Genomic DNA, 23,398 nt, shown 5'->3' on the forward strand with positions numbered 1-23,398 from the left:
TCAACGGACGAGCCAACGACAGACGAACCAACGACGGATGAACCGTCAACAGATACACCGAATTCAAATGATGGTGCGAATGCACAAAACAATTCGAACGGTTCAACGGAACGAAACAACTCGAATGATAATGGAAATAATGGTCGTGGAAACGACGCTACGAATTCTACAACACCATAAGCACGACTTGTAAAGAAAGACAAGACCAAAGACGAGTAGATCGTTCTTTGGTCTTGCTTCTTTTTTTGTATAATGAAAAGTGGAAGGAAGTGAAGGCATGCAAGCGAAACAAACGCTCGTTGCATTTCTTGAAGAATTGAAACAGGACCGTTCATTCATGGAGCGGATTACGTATATGAAAACGATGGAAGCGACAGCGGGACGCTATGTCGATTTTCCAGAACAGTTACCGGAACGCTTGCGCCAAGCCCTCCGGACACGTGGCATCACTCAGTTATACTGTCACCAAGGATTGGCGTATGAACGCGTACAAGCAGGCGAGTCGACGGTCATCGTCACACCAACCGCCTCGGGAAAGACCTATTGTTTTAATTTACCGGTCTTATCACACTTGCTCGAACATCCAAATGCACGAGCGTTGTATCTGTACCCGACAAAAGCGCTGGCACAAGATCAAAATAGTGAATTACTCGAACTGATCGATCAATTAGAGGCTCCAATCCGTTGTTTCACATATGACGGAGATACGTCACCGACGATTCGAACAAAAGTACGAAAAGCCGGGAACATCGTCATTACGAATCCAGATATGCTACATTCCGGAATCTTACCACATCATACAAAATGGATCGAACTATTTGAGAACTTAAAATATATCGTCATCGATGAGCTTCATACGTATCGCGGTGTCTTTGGCAGTCATGTCGCGAATGTCATTCGTCGCTTACGACGGATTTGTCGGTATTATGGCAGTAATCCCGTCTTCATCATGACAAGTGCAACGATTGCAAATCCAAAGGAACTAGCCGAACGATTAACGGAGAAAACAGTCGGACTAATTGATGAGAATGGTGCGCCGACAGGACGTAAACATTTTCTCGTCTATCAACCACCGATCGTCAACGCACAACTCGGTATTCGACGCTCGGCGACACTTGAGACAAAACAATTAGCGATGCGCTTCATCAAGAACAAGTTTCAGACAATCGTCTTTGCACGGTCTCGCGTCCGCGTCGAAGTCTTACTGACGTATCTGAGAAGTATCTATCCGCACGAGCTTGGTCCTCGATCCATCGAAGGGTATCGGGGTGGTTATTTACCAAGTGAACGTCGCGATATCGAACGACGGTTACGCCAAGGAGAAATCACAGGTATCGTCTCGACAAATGCTCTTGAACTCGGTGTCGACATCGGTCAACTGCAAGTGTGTATCATGAACGGCTATCCGGGTACGATTGCTTCACTTTGGCAACAAGCAGGACGAGCGGGGCGTCGGCAAGATGATGCACTAATCATTCTTGTCGCCTCATCTGGTATGCTCGATCAATATGTTGCAGAACGACCAGAGTTATTCTTGAATCAATCCCCGGAAGCAGCGCGACTTGATCCAGATAATTTGATCATTGCCGTCGATCACGTCAAATGTGCGGCGTTTGAACTGCCTTTTACGAAAGGCGAATCATTTGGAACGCTTGAGACGGAAGACATCCTCGAGTACTTAGTCGAAGAGCGTGTCCTGCACGAGCGAGGCGATCGTTTTTATTGGATGAATGACGCGTTTCCAGCACACGGGATATCGCTACGGTCCAGTGATCAAGAGAATGTCATCATCGTCGATCAGACCGAGGTACCGAATCGAGTCATCGGCGAGATGGATACCTTTAGTGCAATGACGTTGTTACATGACGAGGCCATTTATTTGCATGGGGCCGATCAATACCAAGTCGAGTACTTGGATTTTGAGGAGAAAAAAGCATTCGTCCGTGCAGTAGACGTTGATTATTATACAGATGCTAATTTTTCAGTCGACCTTTCCGTTCTCGAAGAAGATGAACAGTATGCAGAGGGAGAATACAGTGTTGCGCGTGGAGATGTCAGTGTTCGGGGGATGGCGACGATGTTCAAGAAGATCAAGTTCGGAACACATGAGAACATCGGGTCTGGTCCGATTCACTTACCAGAACGAGAGATTCATACGACAGGTGTCTGGTTCACCTTACCCGATCATGCACGCTCCTCGACGGAGCTTGAACAAGTGTTGGAAGGTGTCGCGAATAGTTTACGACGTGTTGCTCCGCTTTATTTGATGTGTGACGCTAGTGATGTCTTCGTCGTGCCGCAAGTCAAGGCGACACACACGCAGAAACCGACCGTCTATCTATATGATCGTTATCCTGGAGGCGTTGGTCTCGCGGAATCAATCTACAAACAACGCAGTGTCATGCTACGCGCAGCGCGTGATTCGATTGTCACATGTCCTTGCCAGGACGGTTGTCCTGCTTGTATCGGCATGGTCGGCGTAGCAGACGAGAAAGAACGAACGATTCAGTTGTTAGCAGAAATGGAGAAGGAATTATCATGAAAAATCGTCTTAGACGAATGCTGAAATCTACATCAGACGTCTCATCGGAGAATATAGAGCCTTCTGTCCTCGAAGTAGAAACGCTAAAGCCAACAAGCGGATGGACTGAAGAGCAACAAGCCTGGATTGATCGTGGGGCGGATATCTTAACATTCGAACAAGAGTGGATTGTCAGGGTCGACAAACGCTATGCTTTGACGGACCGGCATGGAGACCGGAGTTTTGCCGAAGTGTATGAGTCTTTACAGCTTCCTCATCCACCACTTGCGCTGGATGTCCCACTTGAGCAGGTCATCTTCTTTGATACGGAGACGACAGGATTGCGGGGAGCCGGAACGACGATTTTTTTACTCGGGTTTGCGCGCTTTGAGCAGGGAGGATTGTTGATGCGACAATATTTCTTACCGCATCCGCACTTTGAGGCTGCCTTTTACCATCACTTCCTGCATGATATCGGGGATGATGTCCGATTCGTGACCTATAATGGAAAAAGCTTTGATTGGCCGCAAATCAAGACACGACACGTTTTCGTTCGGGAACGTGTTCCACGATTACCGAAAGTCGGTCATCTTGATTTACTCCATGTTGCGCGGCGCATTTTTAAAGGAATGTATGACTCGTATCGATTGACAGCGATGGAAGAGCGGATTGGATTCGAGCGGGAAGGTGACCTACCTGGTTTTTTGGCACCAATGCATTATTTCCAATATGTCGAACATCAGCAACCGGAAATCATGACGGGCGTCTTACAACATCATCTAGATGACTGTTTAACGCTCGTTGGACTGTATGATGCGTGTAACCGTCTTGTCACGCATCGGGCGGAAGCACCTTCTCCTATTCAAGAGAACATCGCGATTTGGTTAGCGGATCTTGGAATCCATGAAGGATCCCATGCTCATTTTCAGCAGGTTAAAGAATTATCAGCAGAAGGATGGCTACGCCAAGGGTATTTGCATAAAAAAATGAAGAACCATGAACAAGCCAGAGACTGCTTTTTAAAAAGCGATAGTTACTTGGGGTATCTCGAACTTGCGAAGTGGGCAGAGCACATTGCAAAAAATCCCGTGCTTGCTTATGATTATACGGAACGAGCACGACAACACGTCGAACGGCATCATTGGTTAATCACTAAAAAAGAACGAATATTAGCTGAACTGGATCATCGAGAACGTCGGTTAAAAAGGAAGTGTAACTCGTGAAAGTAGTCGCCATCACAGGATACAAACCAAATGAACTAGGCATCTTTGATCAAAAACACCCGGGTATCCGGGTCTTAAAGGCAGCATACCGAGAGCGGATGATTCGCTTGATTGAAGACCGTGGAACAGAGTGGTTCATTACGAATGCCTCGCCTGGATGCGAAATCTGGGCATGCGAGGTCGTTCTTGAATTAAAAGAAGAGTATCCAGATATTCATCTTGGTATCCTCTTGCCGTTTTTAGAACAGGAAGCGCGCTGGAAAGAACCAGTCCAAGCACAGTATCTTTCGATTCTTGAACAAGCTGACTTTGTCGAAGCAATCAGTCAGAAACCGTATACGGATCCATCGCAGTTGCGTAATAAAACTGAATTCATGATCCAAAAAAGCCAAGGATTGTTGTCGGTTTTTGATGAAGAGCATGGAGGATCAGCGAAATTTTTAGTAGAGCGTGCTAGAATGGAAATGGAACAATCCGATTATCAGTTATTTTTGATTACACAAGATGATTTATCTTGGCTCGAACAAGAATTACAATACAATGATCAGTGGGAGTGAAGAGGATGTATAAGCCATTGTTGACAGCGGACGATATTTACAAAAAGGAATTCAAGACCGGCCTCCGTGGCTATGTCATCGAGGATGTCGATGGATACTTGGATCAAATCATTAAAGACTATGAAGGATTCGAACGTGAAATCGAGCGTCTGAAGAAAGAGAATGAGGCGTTGAAACAAGCACCTGCTCAACCAGAAAAACGGGAAGAGCGTCGTGTTGAACACGTTGAACCACAAGTGTCGAGTTCATCCAATTATGATATGTTACGTCGTATTTCGAATCTTGAGAAGGCGGTTTTCGGTCGCCCTCATCAAGACTAATGAAAAAAGACATTTCTGCCAATCGTCAGAAATGTCTTTTTTGATTTCCTTCTTTTTGAAAGAATCGTCATGTATACGAAAACGGTGTTAAGATAACTACTAATACATATTACAAAGGATGATGAATCATGTTACAAGTCATGACTGCTTCTGTTCCGGCACCACCACGCCGTCGCTTTTTTGCAAGTAAGCAAGTGAATACGATGACGCATGAAACAGATGCGCTCTGCAATGAAATCCGTCATGTATGTCGTTTTGATTGGATGTTATTTGAACGTATACGTCTAACTGAAACGATTATCATTCCCTTTGCTTTGATTGGTCCAAAAGGGTTGTTTCTTGTGTTGCAAAACGATGCAGTCGTAGAATGGATGACGGAAGAATCCTGTCATGTCAGCGATCCTATGCATGGGAAAAAGGTGTTTTCACCCCATCCGATTAATCAATCGAAACGAATTGTCCAAATGGTTCGAAAAACGCTAAAAAAACAAGGGATCGTCATACCGATTCATGGCATCACACTTTTTCCGAATGCACCACAGATGCGGACGGAACGAATTAAATTTCCGACGGGTCATACATTCAAAGATGTGCGAGCGTTCATTGTTTCAAAGAAATCCTCTCCTGTTCAAGAGCAAGAACGAAAACAAGTCGCGTTTTATCTCGCGCAGCAACAGGAATGAATAAAGGCAGTGAAGCGAACGCTTCACTGCCTTTTATTTAAATTTATCGTCTTGGTCGAGACGCAAGGATGCTCTCGGCTTGATCCAAGTCTTCTTTTAAGACATACACCGCTACGCGATCGTCTAAATCTTTACTGAAGCGTCGGAATAAAAACGAAGTCTTGACGCCGCGTTCGACTCGAATGTCTAGATCAGCTGCCTCAAGTCGAGCAGCATCCTTCAATAAATCTTCTCCTTTTTCACCGAATGCTTCTCCGAGAAGCGACCATCGAAGATTTTCCTTCGCTCGTCTACTGACGATGACAAGAAATGCCACAATCAGAAGAATGATCAAAATCGTTCGAATCAGTTGTATATCCATATCTGCCTTCACCTCATCTTCTATCATACCGAGTTAGCGCGCATAAAGTAAACGTTCAACATAACGGGCGAACGATTTACTTTTTAAACCTTGCTGGCGATACGCGATATAACCGTCAGGGCGAATCAAATATAGTCCGGATTGCTTAATGCCGAAGCGTCGTGCGAGTTCGCCACCTTGATCGACGACGCCATCCTCTTTAAGGGATTGATGGATGGGTACTGTCTCAAATAGATCTGGATAGGTATAGGCGAGTTCCTTAAATGGCTCAAGAAGATCGTCAGTTGCGTTTTTTGGTAAGAACAACAGTAATAAGAAATTTCGATCCGCGCGACGTAACAAGAGTTCATTTTTTTTCGTCCGCGGATGTACGACTTCACTGTAGGGCATCGGTTCACCCGGCTTAGGTGTCAATGGACTGAAGTGTCCTTGCGTGACAAAGGTCAGGCTTGCTGGGTAGTGACTGTTGAGTTGAGCAATTCGATTTGTCACGAAATGATGTAAGGGTGCGATCTTGAGACTATTTCGAATGACTTTTTCTTGTAGAGGCAACAAAAACGGAATGTTGATCTGCAAGAGTTCGGTTGCTAAATTCGTTGATCGTAAGATACCTTGTGCCGCTTCGCGGCGTTCGACACTGTAAGAATCAAGCAACGGAAAACTCGCTTTGAACTGATGCACACACCAAAGTTTCCAAGCAAGGTTCATCGCATCAGCAATCCCTGTATTCATTCCTTGACCACCGACAGGGGAATTGATGTGTGCCGCATCCCCAATCAAATAAATTCGATGGTGACCAAATTTCTCGATAATTCGATTATGGACACGGAACATGGAGTACCAATGGACTTTTTTTAGCTCGAACGGTACTTTGGCTCGATTTTGTAAAAAATCATCAATCGCTTTATGATCAGTCGGAACAGGTCCGCTCGTTAGGTTGCCCGTAATGCGGAATAAATTCGACTGAAGTGGGAAAGACTCAATGACCCCATGATCAGAGAAGAAAATGTGGACCTCTTCGGAAGAGAGCGGCCAGTCGACTTCGATATCGGCCAATGCCCACGACTCTTTGAACGATTTTCCGCTAAATGGAAGTCCAAGTTCTCGACGAACAAAGCTATTCGCGCCATCAGCTCCGATGATAAAGGAAGCATCTACCGTCTCTGTCTCTCCTTTATGTTGTAAGGTAGCAGTAACGAACGTTGGGAATTGAGCGAATCCTGTTAATTCCGTCTCTCGTTCAACGGTATGTCCGTAAGTGGCGAGTCGTGCTTCGAGAATCCGTTCCGTCTCACTTTGAGGCAAGAGCGTAACAAACGGAAAAGGTGTATTTAAATCAGTAAAATCAAGCTTTGCCTGCCATGCACCATTAACATAGAGGTTTCCTTGATTGATTTTAATCGCATTTTCCATTAAATCTTCTGCCACGCCAAGTCTTGCGAACAATTCAAGGGAACGTGCTTGAATGCCGATGGCTTTGGAGACGACAGATGGTCCACTTGCACGTTCGACGATGCGGAAGGATAATCCATAGCGCGAGAGTGCGAGTGCGAGTGTTAAACCGGTTGGTCCGGCACCAATAATGAGGACATCTAATTTTTTATTCACGGATAACCCCCCTTAATTTACATCTTAGCCAAAACTCGTTACCATTAAACTATTGATGACACGCTCGACGTGTGAAAGGATGAAACTTGTGAACGAACAACTTTTTACGACAGAACGATTGATTGCGAATTTTAAGGAATATATCCGTCAGAATGAGGCACATCTGACGAAACGACATGCGTTAAACGCCTATTACAAGACGGTAGCAGGATCGATTTTATCGGACCGGATTGCTAAGAATGCGGATCTCATCGTCCGTATGCGCCACCTGGAAGAGGCGTACCAACACGTTGCACAAGAAGGGCGATGAAACAGGTGAACTTAGCCGATATCCGAAAGCATTACGTAGATTCTGAAGAACGTTTACCTCGTCATGCGGCAGCTGTACTCGTTCCATTAGTCGAGCAAGATGGCGAAGTCTATTTGTTATTTCAAGTGAGAGCTAAGACACTACGTTCGCAACCAGGTGAAATCGCTTTTCCAGGTGGTCGGATCGATGATGGTGAATTACCGAAAGCAGCAGCTGTCCGTGAAACGATCGAAGAATTAAATGTCAGTGCTTCTGAGATTGAAGTGATTGGAACGCTTGAACCACTCGTGACACCGAACCGGTCGATCATTTACCCGTATCTTGGTATTCTTCATGCGACGGACTTTAATCCTTCGCCGGCCGAAGTCGATCATGTGTTTCTCGTGTCATTAACGGAATTGATGACTTCGAAGCCGATTAAAGGAGATATGGAGTGGCGGATCCGCCCCGGTAAGGAAGTGCCAACCGAACGCATGGCGAATCGAGAAGCCTATCTGGATCGTACGTATACAGTCACGGAGCACTTTTATGAGCACGGGGATTATCTGATTTGGGGATTAACCGCTAAAATCTTGCGCCAGTTCTTAGCTCAATTGACGCGTGACTAGCTTTTTCGGTCGTTATTTTATATGATTAACTGTAATTGAACGTGTCAGGAGATGAGTCAAATGGAAGAAACAGAAGAGTTATTCGATTATATCGTTGGCGATATGGTAAAAACGAAAGAAGGCTGGGTAGCGGAAGTAACGGCAGTATTGACAAATACGGTCGTTGGTGATGTATCCCACACGAAAAACTTTGAGGCACTCGGATTAGAGTTTGAAAAACAAGTCTTATTAAAGTCAGAGATTGAATTGTTAGAACGTAAAACAAAGTAACACATGAAAGCACACCACATGTTGGTGTGTTTTTTTATGTTCATCCAGTGAACTGAATAATAATGAAATCCTACATTCTTTTGATTTTTGAAGAATTGGACAAAATGACTGAAAACATCGAAAAGATACATTTATTACAAAAAAGTAACAAAGATTAATTCGTAACAGAACGGTTACAAAATATAAAAACGTTGATATACAACGATTGAGAGCGTTTTTTGTAAGCGTGTAACCATTTCGTTACTTTTTAACAGATATATTTCAATTCATGGTGTTCGCTTTTCAAACTATTTGTCACCGTGATACGTTGTGCGGGTCGTAAAACGGCGAGAAAGGTTGGCATCAACATGAAACGAACATCATTCCTTTTATCCCTTTGTTTAGCGGGATTCATATTTATTCTTTTGCCGCATCATGAAGCTTCAGCGGCACAAATCGGGATCGGTACGGAGAAAACGATCGTACAAAATCCATTAGAGATGAAGCGTCAAGCTGCTCAAGAGAAGCGTGAACAAGCAGAGGCGAAAAAACAAGCGCGTCTAAAAGCCTTGGCTAAGCAAAAAGCAGACGCAGAGCAAAAAGCAAAAGCAGCACAAGAAGCCAAAAAGGAAACACGACAGGTAAAGAAACAAAGTCGAACACAAGCAAACGCTAACCGTTCCACAAAGCGTATGGAAACGTTTGAGACGACAGCATATACGACGAATCCAGAAAACAATGGAAGCCGTTTGTATAATGGTCGTGCCTTAACAGCATCGGGTTATGACGTCACGAATACGATTACATACGAAGGACGTCGCATCGTTGCTGTCGATCCATCGGTCGTACCGCTTGGAACTAAGGTACATGTAGAAGGTTTCGGCGACGCAATTGCGCTCGATACAGGTGGTGCGATTCGCGGGAAAATCATGGATCTTCTTGTCGGTTCAAAACAAGAAGCTTTAGAATGGGGTCGCCGTAAAGTCACGGTGACGTTCGAATAAATGAATATCGAGACTAGACGATGGGTAAACTCCATCGTCTTTTTTTGTGTTAGTAAAGATGAATCAGTATTCGGTTGTAAAACAAATTGTTTAGGAAACGAGAGATCAATTGGTCAAAATAGGTTTTAGAATACGAGAGAAAGGGGAATTTTACAAAGATAATAAACATGGGGAAACGAGGGATGAGGAGTGATTGAGTTCAAAGATGTCGGCAAAACGTATGCGGATGGAACAAAAGCGGTGCAACACGTTAACTTCACCGTTGATCAGGGTGAGATTTTTTGTTTGATTGGTCCATCGGGTTGCGGAAAAACAACAACGATGAAGATGGTCAATCGATTGATCGATCACACAGAGGGTCAAATTTGGATCGACGGTGAGCCGATCATGTCAATCAACGAACATGAATTGCGGCGGCGAATCGGTTACGTCTTACAACAGATTGCCCTCTTTCCACATATGACGATCGAAGAAAATGTCAGTGTCGTGCCAGAATTATTAAAGTGGGACAAAGAAAAGGTGGCGCGTCGAGTCGATGAATTATTCCGTCTGACAGGTTTAAACACATCGCTTAAGAAGAAATATCCGAGTGAACTTTCGGGGGGGCAACAACAACGTGTCGGTGTCATGCGTGCGCTCGCAGCAGAGCAAGACGTCATCTTGATGGATGAACCTTTCTCCGCCCTTGATCCAATTTCACGTGAACAATTACAAAATGATTTGTTGCATCTAAACGAAGAGCTTGGAAAAACAATTTTATTCGTTACGCACGATATGAACGAGGCATTAAAACTGGGTAGTCGCATTTGTCTGATGAACGCTGGGGAGATTGCTTTCATCGGAACAAAGGAAGAAGTACTAGCGAGTAATGATCCATTTGTTCAAGAGTTCATGCGTCAAGTCAGGGGGAAAGTCGAATGAACGGCTTGATTGAAACGTATCAAGATCGGAAAAGTGAATTGCTTCAAGCGTTAATTGAGCATATTCAACTATCGGTCATTTCGTTACTTATCGCATGTATCATCGCCATTCCGCTTGGGATCTACTTATCACGGAATAAACGTCTGAGTGAGTGGTCGATTGGTGTGACTTCCGTCATTCAAACGATTCCATCATTAGCGCTACTTGGTCTGATGATTCCACTTGTCGGAATTGGTACAGTCCCGTCTATCATTGCACTTGTTCTCTATTCTTTATTACCAATCGTTCGAAACACATATACAGGTCTCGCCGAAGTCGATCCTTCAATCAAAGAGGCGGCACGCGCATGTGGGATGACCCCGATGCAAAGTCTATGGAAAGTCGAACTTCCGTTAGCTTTGCCTGTCATGATGGCCGGAATTCGAACGGCGATGGTATTGATCATTGGTACGGCAACGATTGCCGCTTTGATCGGTGCTGGTGGACTAGGGTCGATCATTCTCCTTGGAATTGACCGTAATGATAACTATCTCCTTTTGCTTGGTGCGATTCCTGCAGCTCTCCTTGCTCTTCTATTTGACGGTTTACTACGCCAAACGGAAGTCGCAACTCGTAAGCGGCAGACGGCACGTCTCGTGACGGCAGTCGTCTTAATGGTCGCAATCGTCATCGCACCTTTCGCATTCGGCCGTAGCGAACGACCAGATCTCGTCGTTGCCGGAAAACTGGGCGTGGAACCGGAAATCTTAATGAATATGTATAAAATCGTCATCGAAGATGAGACGGATTTAAAGGTTCAAGTCAAACCAAACTTCGGGAAGACGACATTCGTTTATAAAGCACTCGAGTCAGGAGACATTGATGCTTATCCAGAATTCACAGGAACGGTGCTCGCTAGTTTGACGAATGAAAAACCAAAATCAAACGATGCAAAAGAAGTATACGAACAGGCGAAAACCGGTCTAAAAAAACAAGATTTGACCTTATTGCCACCAATGAACTATAACAACACCTATGCTGTAGCCGTTCCGAAGAAATTAGCGGAACGCTACGATTTAAAGACGATTTCTGATTTAAAACAGGTCGCGAATCAACTGACGGCTGGATTTACATTAGAATTCAAGGATCGCCAAGATGGTTATAAAGGAATCCAAGATAAATATGATGTCAATTTCAATAAGGTCGTCACGATGGAACCGAAATTGCGTTATAAAGCGATTGAATCTGGTGAAATCGATGTCATTGATGCGTACTCGACCGATCCAGAGATTGCGAAATACGACATGCTTGTTCTAAAAGACGATCAGCAATTATTCCCACCGTACGAAGGAGCACCTTTACTTCGTCAAGAGACAATCGATGAGTATCCAGAGGTAAAACAAGCGCTTGAGCAATTATCGGGTAAGATTTCCGATGAAGAGATGTCGAAAATGAACGAAGCTGTCGCGTATGGTGGAAAAACTGCAAATGCGGTCGCCCGCGATTACTTGAAGAAGGAAGGCATCATCCAATGAAACTATTACTGATCAGTAACCCGACAGCCGGTACGAATGGTACAGGATTACTTGGAGAAGTCATCGAACCGTTAAGTACGTTGTTCGACGAGATCGTCATTCGAAATACAAAACAAGCAGGAGATGCTATGCATTTTGCGGAAGAATCATCCGCGTTTGACGCTGTCGTCGTCATTGGTGGAGATGGGACGGTCTTTGAGACGATCAATGGTGTAGCGAAATTAGAAAATCGCCCGATACTTGGCATTATTCCTGGAGGTACGTGTAATGATTTCGCACGAACACTTGGCTTACCGATGGCGCCACGGCTTGCAGCAGAAGCAATTGCTATGCAACATGTCGTTCAAGTCGACCTCGGGCAAGTCGGAGATAGCTATTTCTTGAACTTTCTCGGTGTCGGTCTCGTCGCCGAAGCATCGATTGGGATCGATACAGAAGAAAAAGCGCGTCTTGGGAAGATGGGGTATTATTTATCGACGATTCGCTCGAGTCTAGAAGCAAAACCATTCGAATATGAATTAATTTTAGATGAAGGTCGTCATATGACAGGTGAAGCAGTATTGATTCTGGCAGCAAATGGAGAATCACTGGGTGGAATCGAGACGAATTTGTCGGATGGAGCTTATAATGATGGAAAACTAGATTTGGTAATTGTTGATGAGGTAAATCTGACGACAATCCGGGACGTCATCCTTCAAAAAATTGGTCTCGCCAATGATCCATCTTTTACCCATATCTTGACGAGCGGATTTCAATTAAAGACAAAAGAAGCAAAAGTCATTGATACAGATGGTGAAAAAGCTATCCATACGCCAATTACCGTCAAAGTGTTACCGGAATATCTTCGAATGTATGGTGGCACTGATTAATACAAATTGAGTCGAGAGAAGGTCGAGATAATATTCGACCTTCTTTTTTATTTTCATGCAATGCGTATATGCGGTTATGCTTTGACGCTTTAAAGAAAATATTTGATAAAGGATGACTTTCATGATTTCTTTCTGTACAATGAAAAAGTATTTTGAAAAGGAGGTGGAGCACCATGAAAGGAAACGCATGGGCTTCAAAAGTTGGATTTATTTTAGCAGCAGCGGGATCCGCCATTGGTCTGGGGGCCATTTGGAAATTCCCGTATACGACTGGAACAAACGGAGGGGGCGCCTTTTTACTTTTATTCCTCGTGTTTACCTTGCTACTTGGATTGCCTGTCTTGATTGCTGAGTTTTTAATCGGTCGAACGAGTGGGAAAACGGCACTTCAAGCGTTCTCGGCACTTGGTCATAAGAAGTTCACGTTCATTGGTGTCCTGGGTGTCATCGCCTGTTTCTTGTTGCTCTCTTTCTACAGCGTCATCGGAGGCTGGGTCTTAATTTATACCATTCTTGGTTTTACAGGTCGGTTAACGACAATGGATAGTGGAGCACTCGGTGAATTGTTCGGAACGATTTCAGCCTCACCGCTTTATGTCATCTCGGGGCAATTGATTTTTCTCGCTCTGACATGTTGGATCGTTTTACGTGGTGTTCAATCTGGTATTGAAAAAATGAGTAAGATCATGATGCCATTATTATTCGTGTGTTTCATCATTCTTGTCTTACGATCGTTAACGCTTGATGGTGCGATGGAAGGCGTCAAGTTTTTCGTTCAGCCTGATTTCTCGGTGCTCAACCGAACTTCTGTCCTGAGTGCCCTTGGGCAAGCGTTCTTTTCCTTATCGCTCGGTGTATCAGCGATGCTGACGTATGCATCCTATATGAAGGAACGTGGAGAAATTAACCGTTCGGCAGCATGGATTGTTGCGATGAATGTAGCCGTCTCATTATTAGCAGGATTTGCGATTTTCCCAGCCGTTTTTGCTTCAGGTCTTGACCCGGCAGAAGGTCCAGCGTTACTCTTTATCGTCTTGCCGACCGTCTTCAGCCAAATTCAATTTGGTTCGTTGTTCTTGATACTATTCTTCTTGTTGTTCGCTTTCGCGTCGATCACTTCATCGATTGCGATGCTTGAGGTCGTCGTTGCTTCCTTGACGGATCGAAAAGAAAACGCGACGATGCGCGATAAAAAGCGGACGACTTGGCTTGCGACATTCGCAATCGCCATCGTCGGGATTCCATCTGCACTCTCGTTTGGAATTCTAGGTGATGCACAATTCATGGGGAAAACATTCTTTGACAGTGTTGATTTCCTCGTCTCAAACATTCTGATGCCGATTGGTGCATTATTGATTTCAATTTTTGCCGGTTACAAACTCGACCGAACTCTTATCGAGCAGGAGCTAGTAACAAGTCCATTCATGAAAAAAATCGTTCCTGTGTGGCGGGTAAGCGTATGCTACTTGAGTCCGATTGCGATTTTGATTATTCTCATCTGGCCAATTTTTGGATGATATATAAATAAAACTCTCGGAAGGTAGTCGACAACGTATGTTGACTACCTTCTTTATCGTAAGAGTTGATATAAAAAAAGGCGAACAGTTCGTTCTTCGGTCTGATGTCATTACTGCAAAAGTATGTTGAAATATAAATATACGAGGCGTAACATTTCGGGAAAACGGGAAACTTTTTGTTAAACGTTACGTAATGTTAAAATAAAGACATGTAGACCTGATAAAAGAATCAGCAAGAAGGAAGAGGGGATGATATGAAGTCTTCATGGTGGATATTTGGCTCCATCGGTATGATGTTCGTATTTTTACAATTGGCTGATACGTTCAACTTTTCGGGAATCTTCATCGCACTTGGGTTATGGTTCATTTGGAGTGGTTACCGGACTAAACCAGGACGACGATATCGGACTGAACGAAAATCGACCGAAATCAAGCGGAAAAATGTCAAAAAGAAACTACTACTCGATGACGAAGATGAGTTTGTGGGCAGTGTCATCTTAAAACCCGAGCGGGCGACGCGACGCTTTGAGGAGACGGATGATTTAGAACTTCAAGTCTTGCAACGGACGATTGAGGAAGGATTTGTGAAAATCCAGACGTATGATCAAATTGTTCCCTCCATACGAGATGGTGAAATTAGAAGTGAGATGCGAATGGTTTCACGCGAAGCCCATGTATTGTTCGAAGAGTTATATGAAAGTCCACGAGACGTCAAAAAAGTCCGAGACTTCTTTACATTCTACCTAGATTCCTTATTATCGATTTCAGAAAAATACGCCGATCTGGAACGCCGTGGTGCCCAAGTTCAAGTTGATACAAAAAATCAACTGATTTCGAATTTGAAAATGATTGGTCAAAAATTAAAACAACAACAAACCTTATTGCTCGAAGGGGATACCGTTGATTTAGAACGGGAACTCTTGACGATTGAAAAGGTTCTAGCACAAGAGACCGAACAACAAAAACAGGAGGAGAGTTACCGACATGACCCATTCTGATAAAGAAACGTGGCAACAATGGCCTGATGAGCAAGATCAACCAACGATCTCCGATCCGTCGGTCGATCTAAATATAGCGGAGACACCTCCTAAAATGCCGGCACGTCCTGTCGAAGAGATGATTCCTTCGGATGTTCCAGCAGAACAACGACAAAAGATCGAACGTTTGCTGCAAGTAATCGATCTTCAAAAGACGGATGCCGTCATGCAATTTGGAGCACCCGTCCAGCGTGAACTCTCTCAATTCTCCGATCAAGTCTTAAGTGAAGTAAAAATGAAGGACGGCGGGGAGGCAGGAAAACTGCTGAGTGATTTAATGCAACGTGTACGTCAAATGGATCCAGACACACTTCAAGAAAAAAAGAGTTTCTGGTCGAACGTTCCGGTTATTGGGCGAGCAAAGAAAAAAGCAGAAACGTATTTCTTGCAGTATGAGAAAATGAGTGCTTATCTCGAAGAAGTCGTACACAATCTTGATCGATCGAAATTTGGATTGATGAAAGACATCACTTTACTCGACCAAATGTATCAAAAAAATAAACGTTATTTTGAAGAATTGAACGTCTATATTGCGGCTGGCGAGACGAAAATCGCTCATGTGCGTCAGCATGAAATCGAACCGCTACGGACAGAAGTCGAGATATCTCGGGATCAGACGAAGTTACAGGAATTAAATGACTTGATTCAATTGACGGACCGTTTCGAAAAGAAAATCCATGATTTAAAATTATCACGAACGATCAGTTTGCAAATGGCACCGCAAATTCGCGTCATTCAACAAAACAACCAAATTTTAGCGGAAAAAATCGAATCGGCAGTCGTCAATACGATTCCGCTCTGGAAGAACCAAGTCGTCTTATCCTTAAGTTTATCACGTCAAAAAGCAGCACTCGAAATGCAAAAGGATGTCACCAACACGACGAATCAGCTACTTGAGCAAAATTCGAAGTTACTGAAAGAATCGTCGATTGAAATTGCGGAAGAAAACGAAAAAGGAATTGTTTCTGTCGAATCATTAAAAGTGGCACACCAAAACTTGATTGAGACACTTGATGAGACATTACGCATTCAACAAGAAGGAAAACAAAAACGTCGCGACGCTGAGCATGAATTAGAACGAATGGAAAATGAATTGAAACAAAAAGTCATCGAAGTTGCCTCAAAAAGTAGAGAATTACCGAATCGACCATACTAAGGAACACGAATTTTCGTGTTCCTTTCCTTCATGAAAGGAAGGATTTTAAATGAATATAGAAGAGAAGCAATTGAAGTGGGACACAACATGGTTATTATTTGCGCGGATGATGGCAGATCGTCATTCAAAATGCGCCTCAAAATCCGTTGCTTGTGTCATCGTCAAAGACGAAAAGCCGATTTCGATCGGGATAAACGGAACACCCAGTCAGCATGTGAATTGTAATGAAATTTACTTAAAGCAAGAGGGTATTCTCTATACATCAAGATCCGACCATCCGATTACTGAAGAGTCGATTGAACGAAACGGGATTCTCTTTTATCGTTGTGAAAATCAAGAGGAACATCATGAGTGGTCGAAGCAGCATGAGATTCATGCTGAAATCAATGCACTCGGTAAGCTAGCTGCCGATTCGACGAGTGCGCGTCATGCGACAGCATACGTCACACATAGTCCGTGTCATGCGTGTAGTTTAGCGCTCATTGCCTCTAAAATTGATCGTGTCGTCTATTCGACAGGATATGAATATGGGGACGGATTGAACCTGATGCGACAAAGTGGAATCGAAGTCATCCACTTACCACTCGCAAACGAATATTTTCTTGAAAAAATTTAACGGAAAAGGGTTGTAAACGCTTCCATGGCATTGTATGATGAAATCAAGCATTGCCATGGTAATTATTCACTCTTCCATTCGGACTGATTTTCAATCGAAAATCGGTCCACTTTTTTTAGAAAAGAATTGACAAGACTTGAATAGTTTGGCATGATGACAATAGAATATGACGAAGCGGAACGCCGCATTTTCATACAAAACCAATCAAGGAGCTGGAATGCCAGGTCGTTGAATGAAAAATCCTGACTCATACGAGTCAGGATTTTTTTGTTATGGATGAACAAGCATGGTTTCCTTGAGACGCTTAGCACGGATTTTACATTTCGTAGCGACTGCACCCGCGAGGATTGTCATAAACCGTTGACAAAGAATGTCTGGTTGCGACTGATGTAAAAACAGTTGATGCAATAGTCGATTGAAAGCGGCATCAAGTGTAGAAAGATGTCGTTTGATAGCGGTCGGTGACATATGTTGAATTTCTTCTGCTAAATAACCTGCATCACATTGGAAAGCAGAGAGGATCAACAATTCCGTCTGCATATCAGCCAAGGATAGTCCTTCTTCTTTAACACAATGACATGCCTGACGTAACTCATGAAGCAACAACTCTTCCAGTGCATGCGACGTATGCGATTGGTACGGATCATACGATTGAACAGCTTGCCGAATCTGGTCGCGTGTCACGATTTTGGATGGATCCAATTGATCGTGTGTGACGACAGCTTCGCTGTATAAATGAGTAAGTGGTCGAATCATCGTTTCTCCTCCTTTAAGCATAAAAATTGACTTCCACGTTCATCATAATTCATTTAGAAAACGCTTACAATATATGTTTGATAGTAGTCGTGATGAAATCGTCTCTGCTATGATATGGATGAAGAAAAAGGAGTGAGATGAAGTGATACAATTATTCAAGGCGCTTCCAGAAGTGACGATGCCTTCTAATGAAAATGACGCTTTTTCTATCAATCAATCAAATCAACCGATTGGACTTTCGCTAGATACACTTGTTCCTGGTGAGCGAATCGAAGAAGTACTACTCGTTGCCTCGGGTGAAATTCGCACAGGTCAAACCGGACGAGAGTGGTTACAGTTTACATTCAACTCGCCTGCTGGATCTTGTAAAGGAAAACAATGGATCAATCAAGGAACAGCAGAAGAAGCACTCCGTCCATATCTCGAGACACGAATTGTTCGAGTCGAAGCAAAAGTAGAAGAGTATCCGCCGCAATCCGGTAATAAATCATTGACGGTTCAACGCGTCACACCGATTTATGATGCTTCACCTACGCAGTTCTTGCCGCAGCTACCGTCAGAGGAGTCGCTTGAAACGTATCGTGATCAGTTACTTGGATTGATCGATCAACTAGATACGCCTTACCGAGAAATCGCGCTATCGATTCTGAGACAGTACTGGGCGGACTTTTCAACGCGACCGGCTGCCTTATTTCATCACCATGCCTATATCGGTGGATTATTAAAACATACTGCCTGTATGATGACGATTGGTCAAGGAATCTGTGATAGTGAACAACCGTATTTGACATTGCTGAAATGTATCCAAGAAGCAGAGGCCGATCACAAAAATGAACTATTCCAAGCATCTGAACGAGAGATGCGTCAATTTTCTTGGGATGACAGCTTTGATGCGCTTTATCAAGCAGCAAAAGGAATTGCTCTGTTAGATCAACGACCGAATCCGAATGAATTGTTGCTCGGTATTTTATTGCACGATATCGGTAAACTATGGGAATATACACATGCAGGTGCATCGACAGATCGTTTTTCGAGACTGTTACACGTAACCGAAGAAGAAGAAGAACTAGCAGGTATTGCGCTTGATCCAGATGGTGTTCTTATAGGACATATGCCATACGGATGCTTCGTGCTCGAACAAACGCTTCGAGAAGAAGATATTCGGTTACCACGAGCGGTCTATCACCGTCTCATGCATATGGTATTATCACACCATGGGAAACGCGAGTGGGGATCAAGTGTTACGCCGCAAACGGCGGATGCCTGGTATCTTCATGCGATTGATCTGCTCGATGCACGAAAAGAAAAATGGCGTCAGCAACAAGGACGCTAAGGAGTGAAATCATGCAAGACAAAATACGTACGACCGTCATTACTGGTTTTTTAGGTGCTGGTAAGACCACGTTACTCAACCATCTTGTTTCTCAACCGACAGAGAAGTTTGCGTTGCTTGTCAATGAAGTAGGTTCTGTTCACATTGATGAAGCATTGATTGAGCGAAGCGATGAAGAGATGATCGAATTGACAAATGGTTGCATCTGTTGTTCTATTCGAGGTGATTTACGGGATGCATTGCTACGGATTGCCAAACGTCGCCGTGATGGGGAACTATCATTCGATCGATTATTGATCGAAACGACTGGTGTCGCTGATCCAGGACCGATTCTTCAGACATTTTATTTTGAACCAGCCGTTGAACAGTCTTATCAGATTTCAAGTGTCGTCACAGTCATCGATGCGTATCACTTAGAACGACAATTGACGTTCCAAGAAAATGTGAAACAAATCGGATTTGCTGATGTACTTGTATTAAATAAGATGGATTTAATTAAAGCATCAGAACGCGAAACGTTGATTGCTTTGCTGCGCGAACGAAATCCATCTGCAGCCATCATTGAAACGGAACAGGGACAACTGGAATCAAATCGACTATTTGAAACATTCCATTTTCCAAAAGAAGAACAAGTGCGACTCAGCCAACAAACAGATCAGATTCATCAATCCGTCGAAGATTTTACGGCACTAACGATCGTTGAGGAACGACCATTGAATCGAAATCGATTCGGTATGGTCCTACGTGAGGTGTTAGAAGCCTACGCGGAAGATCTCTATCGTTATAAGGGGATCATCCATTTTGCAGATACAGAACGAAAAGTAATCTTACAAGGGACAGGGATGATTTACGGAACAGCAATCCGAGAACCATTTAGCGAACAACCAAAGACGACGCTCGTCTTCATTGGGAAAGGGCTAGATGAGCAAGCGATACGAAAAGGAATCGAGGCGGCAATTGAACATGGTTGAACTTTATTTTGACGGAACGGTCCGTCCCTCAAACGACGAAGCAGCGGTTGGACTGTTTAGCAAAAGCTCCGAGGGCGAAGTCACAGAAAAAATGTATCAAATTCAAGCAATTAATAATCATGAGGCAGAATTCATCGCATTTGCAAAAGCCGTCGAGTGGGCGCACGAACTAATTACTCAAGGAGAAAGCGTCATTTCGTTTCGGACGGATTCAGAAGCGGTTGCATTAGCGGTCGAACGTGAATTCGTCAAGAATAAACGAACGCAGACGATCTTTGATCCTGCTTTTGAACGCTATCAACTCTTACCACTCGCCTTCGTGAAGTGGATTCCGCGGTCTGAGAATAAAGCAGATCGCGTCGCACGCGAGGCATTACGATTATACGAAGCATAATTGAAGGCAAACACCCCTATCCTTATGGAAGGGGTGTTTGTTCATGTTCGATGCGCTCAATCAGGATTTGATCGACGCGACGTCCGTCTAAGTCAACGACTTCAAATCGGTATGATCCAATCACGACAGCACTTCCACGCGTTGGTACATCACCTAACATATACAGGATTAAACCGGCAACTGTATGATAGGCGTTTAACTGTTCACCGGGTAAGTCATCTGTATAGCCGAGCGTTCGTTTTAAATCATCGATGTGCAATAATCCGTCCGCTAGGAACGAACCGTCTTTCCGCATGACGAGTTCCGGTTCTTCCTCGACGCTTGAAATCTCGCCGACGAATGCTTCGAGAATATCGAACAAGGTGATCATGCCAAGAAAACCACCGTACTCGTCTAAAACGAATGCAATCGATACAGTTTCCTTCCGCATCCGTTCAAGTAAAACGGTTGCTTTCAGTTGGCGGGGAACAATCAGTGGAGATTGAATTAATCGTTCAAGTTCTTTGACAGGATGTTCCGTTGATAGTATTTCTTTTGCATCGATGAATCCGACAAAATGATCCAAATCCCCGTGACCGACCGGTAAGTTTCGGTGTCGCGCTTGTCGGAGCTCTTGTAGGATCGTGTCGGGTTCATCAGCTAAGTCAATCCACTCCGTAACCGTTCTGGGCTCCATCAGTTCATATGCATATAAATCATGAAAATCAAAGACACGAGAAACTTGCTCAGCTTCTGAACGATTAAATGTTCCCTCTTTCGTGCCACGAATTAGTAATTGCCGGACTTCGTCTTCCGTCTCGTCTTTCGTCTGCAATCGATCGAGGCCAATCAAGCGGAAGATGGAACTCGTCGATTTACTCAAAACCCAGATGAATGGTCGAAGAACGATCGAGAAGAAGCGCATCGGTGGGGCGAGCCACATTGTAACTCGTTCTGGACTGACAAGAGCAACACGTTTAGGAACGAGTTCACCGATGACGAGCGAAATATAGGTGATGATTGTCACGACAAGAATATAACCAATTGTACTGGCATAAGGAGCGATCCATCCGAATTGTGCGAGCCAATTGATGACAGGACCGGAGAGCGCGGCACCACCGAATGCACCATTGACGATTCCAATTAACGTGATGCCGACTTGAACAGTCGATAACAGGTCAGTCGGTCGATCCAGCAACTCTAATGCGACATGGGCTGATTTTTTACCATCATCCATTGCTTTTTCTAATTTCGATCGTTTGGAAGAGAGCAAAGCAAGTTCGGTCATCGCAAATATACCGTTCGCCAGAATCAATAATAAAACAATTATTAAATTTATTAACCACATGAAATCTTCACTCCTTTTCAATAATAAACTATTCCCCAAAACTGTCTCCCTCATTCCCATTCTGCGAGCTTTCCGGTAAACTAGAAGAGAAGTAATCAAAAGGGGGAATTTGTTTATGGAATACCGTGTAGAACGTGACACGATGGGGGAAATTCGTGTACCGGAAGCGCAGGAGTGGGGCGCACAAACACAACGTAGTCTAGAAAACTTTAAGATTGGAACGGAAAAAATGCCGATTGAAGTCATTCGTGCCTTTGCAGTCCTGAAAAAAGGAGCGGCGCTTGCGAACCGCGACTTAGGTGTGCTTGAGACAGAAAAAGCTGGTGCCATTGCTGAAGTATGTGACGAAATCATCGCGGGGAAATTCGATGATGAGTTTCCGCTTGTCGTTTGGCAAACGGGTTCAGGTACTCAGTCTAATATGAACGTCAATGAAGTGATCGCTCGGGTCGCGACACGCAAATTAAAGGAACAAGGCAGTGAAACGACGATTCATCCGAATGATGATGTCAATAAATCACAAAGTTCAAATGATACATATCCAACAGCGATGCATTTAGCGGCAAAAACAGTCTTATTGGAATCACTTTTCCCAGCTATCGATGCGCTGCATGCGACCCTTGATGAAAAAGCAAAGGCTTTTGCGGATATCGTTAAAATCGGACGAACACACTTGCAAGATGCTACACCAATCACACTTGGTCAAGAAATCAGCGGCTGGGTCCGGATGCTTGCGCTTTCGAAGCAAATGATCGAACGGACGCTTGATCCATTAACGGAACTAGCAATCGGCGGTACGGCAGTTGGTACGGGGATTAATGCGCATCCTGAGTTTGGTGATTTGGCAGCGAAGAAGATGAGTGAAGAGACGGGTTATGAATTCACGAGTGCGGAAAACAAATTCCACGCTTTAACAAGCCACGATCAACTCGTCTTCACACATGGTGCTGTCAAAGCACTAGCGATGGACGCGATGAAGATTGCAAATGACGTCCGCTGGCTTGCATCTGGTCCACGAGCAGGAATCGGTGAAATCACGATTCCAGAAAATGAACCAGGGAGCTCAATCATGCCAGGAAAAGTCAATCCGACTCAAAGTGAGGCATTGACGATGGTCGCTGCGCAAGTCCTTGGAAATGACGCAACGATTGGTTTTGCTGCAAGTCAAGGTAACTTTGAACTAAACGTCTTCAAGCCGGTCATCATGTATAACTTTATTCAATCCGTTCGTTTACTTACAGACGCCTTGCATTCGTTCAATGACCATTGTGCGATCGGCATTGAACCTGAGCAGTCCGTCATCGCTGAGAACGTCGAACGGTCACTGATGCTCGTAACAGCGCTCAATCCGCATATCGGATATGAGAATGCGGCAAAAATTGCGAAAGCGGCGCATCAGTCAGGGTCGACATTAAAAGAAGCGGCACTTGCGACAGGATTACTAACAGAAGAACAATATGATCAATGGATTGTACCAGCAGACATGGTTCGTCCGAACTTAAAAGCATGAGTTGAAAAAGCGGGGGATATTCCTTCGCTTTCT

General features: G+C 44.1%; 25 protein-coding genes. 21 read left to right on the forward strand and 4 right to left on the reverse strand.

Annotated features, from left to right (window positions below):
* From B2U10_RS07360 to B2U10_RS07385, 6 genes are all read left to right on the forward strand, one after another.
* On the forward strand, positions 1-180 hold a 180-nt coding region (locus tag B2U10_RS07360; RefSeq protein WP_414655314.1), incomplete at its 5' end, for a hypothetical protein.
* A gap of 97 nt (positions 181-277) precedes the next feature.
* Positions 278-2,542, forward strand: coding sequence for a DEAD/DEAH box helicase (locus tag B2U10_RS07365; protein ID WP_290786554.1), 2,265 nt, complete (start codon positions 278-280; stop codon positions 2,540-2,542).
* Positions 2,539-3,744: a ribonuclease H-like domain-containing protein gene (locus B2U10_RS07370; RefSeq protein WP_035407260.1), complete on the forward strand. Its 1,206-nt coding sequence runs from the start codon at positions 2,539-2,541 to the stop codon at positions 3,742-3,744. The genes B2U10_RS07365 and B2U10_RS07370 overlap by 4 nt, the downstream gene beginning before the upstream one ends.
* A complete protein-coding gene (locus tag B2U10_RS07375) occupies positions 3,741-4,301 on the forward strand; it encodes an SLOG family protein (protein WP_035407264.1) in 561 nt (186 codons plus the stop codon). The genes B2U10_RS07370 and B2U10_RS07375 overlap by 4 nt, the downstream gene beginning before the upstream one ends.
* Positions 4,302-4,306: 5 nt before the next feature.
* Positions 4,307-4,621, forward strand: a complete 315-nt coding sequence (gpsB, locus tag B2U10_RS07380; RefSeq protein WP_035407267.1) for a cell division regulator GpsB — start codon at positions 4,307-4,309, stop codon at positions 4,619-4,621.
* Between the two features lie 128 nt (positions 4,622-4,749).
* Positions 4,750-5,304 carry a nuclease-related domain-containing protein gene (locus B2U10_RS07385; RefSeq protein WP_290751162.1) on the forward strand — a complete coding sequence of 185 codons (555 nt, stop codon included), beginning with the start codon at positions 4,750-4,752 and terminating at the stop codon, positions 5,302-5,304.
* Positions 5,305-5,347: 43 nt separating this feature from the next.
* On the opposite strand, the gene B2U10_RS07390 is transcribed toward B2U10_RS07385, so the two are convergent.
* Positions 5,348-5,665, reverse strand: a complete 318-nt coding sequence (locus B2U10_RS07390; RefSeq protein WP_290786556.1) for a hypothetical protein — start codon at positions 5,663-5,665, stop codon at positions 5,348-5,350.
* Between the two features lie 33 nt (positions 5,666-5,698).
* Positions 5,699-7,273, reverse strand: coding sequence for an FAD-dependent monooxygenase (locus B2U10_RS07395; protein ID WP_035407276.1), 1,575 nt, complete (start codon positions 7,271-7,273; stop codon positions 5,699-5,701).
* 79 nt (positions 7,274-7,352) lie between these two features.
* Here B2U10_RS07395 and yvfG point away from each other — a divergent pair, with 79 nt between their 5' ends.
* The 11 genes from yvfG (at position 7,353) to B2U10_RS07450 (ending at position 17,074) form a co-directional block, all read left to right on the forward strand.
* Positions 7,353-7,583: a protein YvfG gene (gene yvfG / locus B2U10_RS07400; RefSeq protein WP_217448908.1), complete on the forward strand. Its 231-nt coding sequence runs from the start codon at positions 7,353-7,355 to the stop codon at positions 7,581-7,583.
* Positions 7,580-8,191: an NUDIX hydrolase gene (locus B2U10_RS07405; protein ID WP_290786559.1), complete on the forward strand. Its 612-nt coding sequence runs from the start codon at positions 7,580-7,582 to the stop codon at positions 8,189-8,191. Before yvfG ends, B2U10_RS07405 begins: the two co-directional genes overlap by 4 nt.
* Positions 8,192-8,251: 60 nt before the next feature.
* Entirely contained in the window at positions 8,252-8,461 is a 210-nt protein-coding gene (locus B2U10_RS07410) for a hypothetical protein (protein ID WP_023468601.1), read from the forward strand.
* 347 nt (positions 8,462-8,808) lie between these two features.
* Positions 8,809-9,444, forward strand: coding sequence for a 3D domain-containing protein (locus tag B2U10_RS07415; RefSeq protein ID WP_290786561.1), 636 nt, complete (start codon positions 8,809-8,811; stop codon positions 9,442-9,444).
* Between the two features lie 189 nt (positions 9,445-9,633).
* Positions 9,634-10,365, forward strand: a complete 732-nt coding sequence (locus B2U10_RS07420; protein ID WP_035407287.1) for an ABC transporter ATP-binding protein — start codon at positions 9,634-9,636, stop codon at positions 10,363-10,365.
* Positions 10,362-11,879 carry an ABC transporter permease/substrate-binding protein gene (locus B2U10_RS07425; RefSeq protein ID WP_056062137.1) on the forward strand — a complete coding sequence of 506 codons (1,518 nt, stop codon included), beginning with the start codon at positions 10,362-10,364 and terminating at the stop codon, positions 11,877-11,879. The genes B2U10_RS07420 and B2U10_RS07425 overlap by 4 nt, the downstream gene beginning before the upstream one ends.
* Positions 11,876-12,748, forward strand: coding sequence for a diacylglycerol/lipid kinase family protein (locus B2U10_RS07430; protein ID WP_035407293.1), 873 nt, complete (start codon positions 11,876-11,878; stop codon positions 12,746-12,748). Before B2U10_RS07425 ends, B2U10_RS07430 begins: the two co-directional genes overlap by 4 nt.
* 173 nt (positions 12,749-12,921) lie before the next feature.
* Positions 12,922-14,265 (forward strand): sodium-dependent transporter, encoded by a 1,344-nt coding sequence (locus B2U10_RS07435; RefSeq protein WP_290786563.1) that lies wholly within the window; start codon positions 12,922-12,924, stop codon positions 14,263-14,265.
* A 254-nt stretch (positions 14,266-14,519) separates the two neighbouring features.
* Positions 14,520-15,263 (forward strand): 5-bromo-4-chloroindolyl phosphate hydrolysis family protein, encoded by a 744-nt coding sequence (locus B2U10_RS07440; protein ID WP_035407298.1) that lies wholly within the window; start codon positions 14,520-14,522, stop codon positions 15,261-15,263.
* On the forward strand, positions 15,250-16,458 hold the full coding sequence (locus B2U10_RS07445) for a toxic anion resistance protein (protein WP_035407301.1): 1,209 nt from the start codon (positions 15,250-15,252) through the stop codon (positions 16,456-16,458). Before B2U10_RS07440 ends, B2U10_RS07445 begins: the two co-directional genes overlap by 14 nt.
* A 49-nt stretch (positions 16,459-16,507) precedes the next feature.
* A complete protein-coding gene (locus B2U10_RS07450; RefSeq protein ID WP_056062130.1) occupies positions 16,508-17,074 on the forward strand; it encodes a deoxycytidylate deaminase in 567 nt (188 codons plus the stop codon).
* A 270-nt stretch (positions 17,075-17,344) separates the two neighbouring features.
* Here the strand turns inward: B2U10_RS07450 and B2U10_RS07455 are convergent, their stop codons facing one another.
* Positions 17,345-17,830 (reverse strand): hypothetical protein, encoded by a 486-nt coding sequence (locus B2U10_RS07455; RefSeq protein ID WP_035407308.1) that lies wholly within the window; start codon positions 17,828-17,830, stop codon positions 17,345-17,347.
* A gap of 142 nt (positions 17,831-17,972) precedes the next feature.
* Between B2U10_RS07455 and B2U10_RS07460 the strand changes: the two genes are divergently transcribed.
* The 3 genes from B2U10_RS07460 to B2U10_RS07470 are packed head-to-tail and all read left to right on the forward strand — an operon-like array spanning position 17,973 to position 20,528.
* Complete coding sequence (locus B2U10_RS07460; protein ID WP_214854342.1) at positions 17,973-19,163, forward strand: HD domain-containing protein; 1,191 nt, start codon at positions 17,973-17,975, stop codon at positions 19,161-19,163.
* Between the two features lie 11 nt (positions 19,164-19,174).
* Positions 19,175-20,134, forward strand: coding sequence for a CobW family GTP-binding protein (locus B2U10_RS07465; RefSeq protein WP_035407311.1), 960 nt, complete (start codon positions 19,175-19,177; stop codon positions 20,132-20,134).
* Positions 20,127-20,528 (forward strand): reverse transcriptase-like protein, encoded by a 402-nt coding sequence (locus B2U10_RS07470; protein ID WP_035407314.1) that lies wholly within the window; start codon positions 20,127-20,129, stop codon positions 20,526-20,528. The genes B2U10_RS07465 and B2U10_RS07470 overlap by 8 nt, the downstream gene beginning before the upstream one ends.
* Before the next feature lie 22 nt (positions 20,529-20,550).
* On the opposite strand, the gene B2U10_RS07475 is transcribed toward B2U10_RS07470, so the two are convergent.
* Positions 20,551-21,855: a hemolysin family protein gene (locus B2U10_RS07475; RefSeq protein ID WP_035407316.1), complete on the reverse strand. Its 1,305-nt coding sequence runs from the start codon at positions 21,853-21,855 to the stop codon at positions 20,551-20,553.
* 115 nt (positions 21,856-21,970) lie between these two features.
* Between B2U10_RS07475 and fumC the strand changes: the two genes are divergently transcribed.
* Entirely contained in the window at positions 21,971-23,365 is a 1,395-nt protein-coding gene (gene fumC, locus B2U10_RS07480) for a class II fumarate hydratase (RefSeq protein ID WP_035407319.1), read from the forward strand.
* The last annotated feature ends 33 nt before the right edge of the window (positions 23,366-23,398 follow it).

This window comes from Exiguobacterium sp. UBA7533 (genome assembly GCF_002479335.1).
Taxonomy (GTDB): domain Bacteria; phylum Bacillota; class Bacilli; order Exiguobacteriales; family Exiguobacteriaceae; genus Exiguobacterium_A.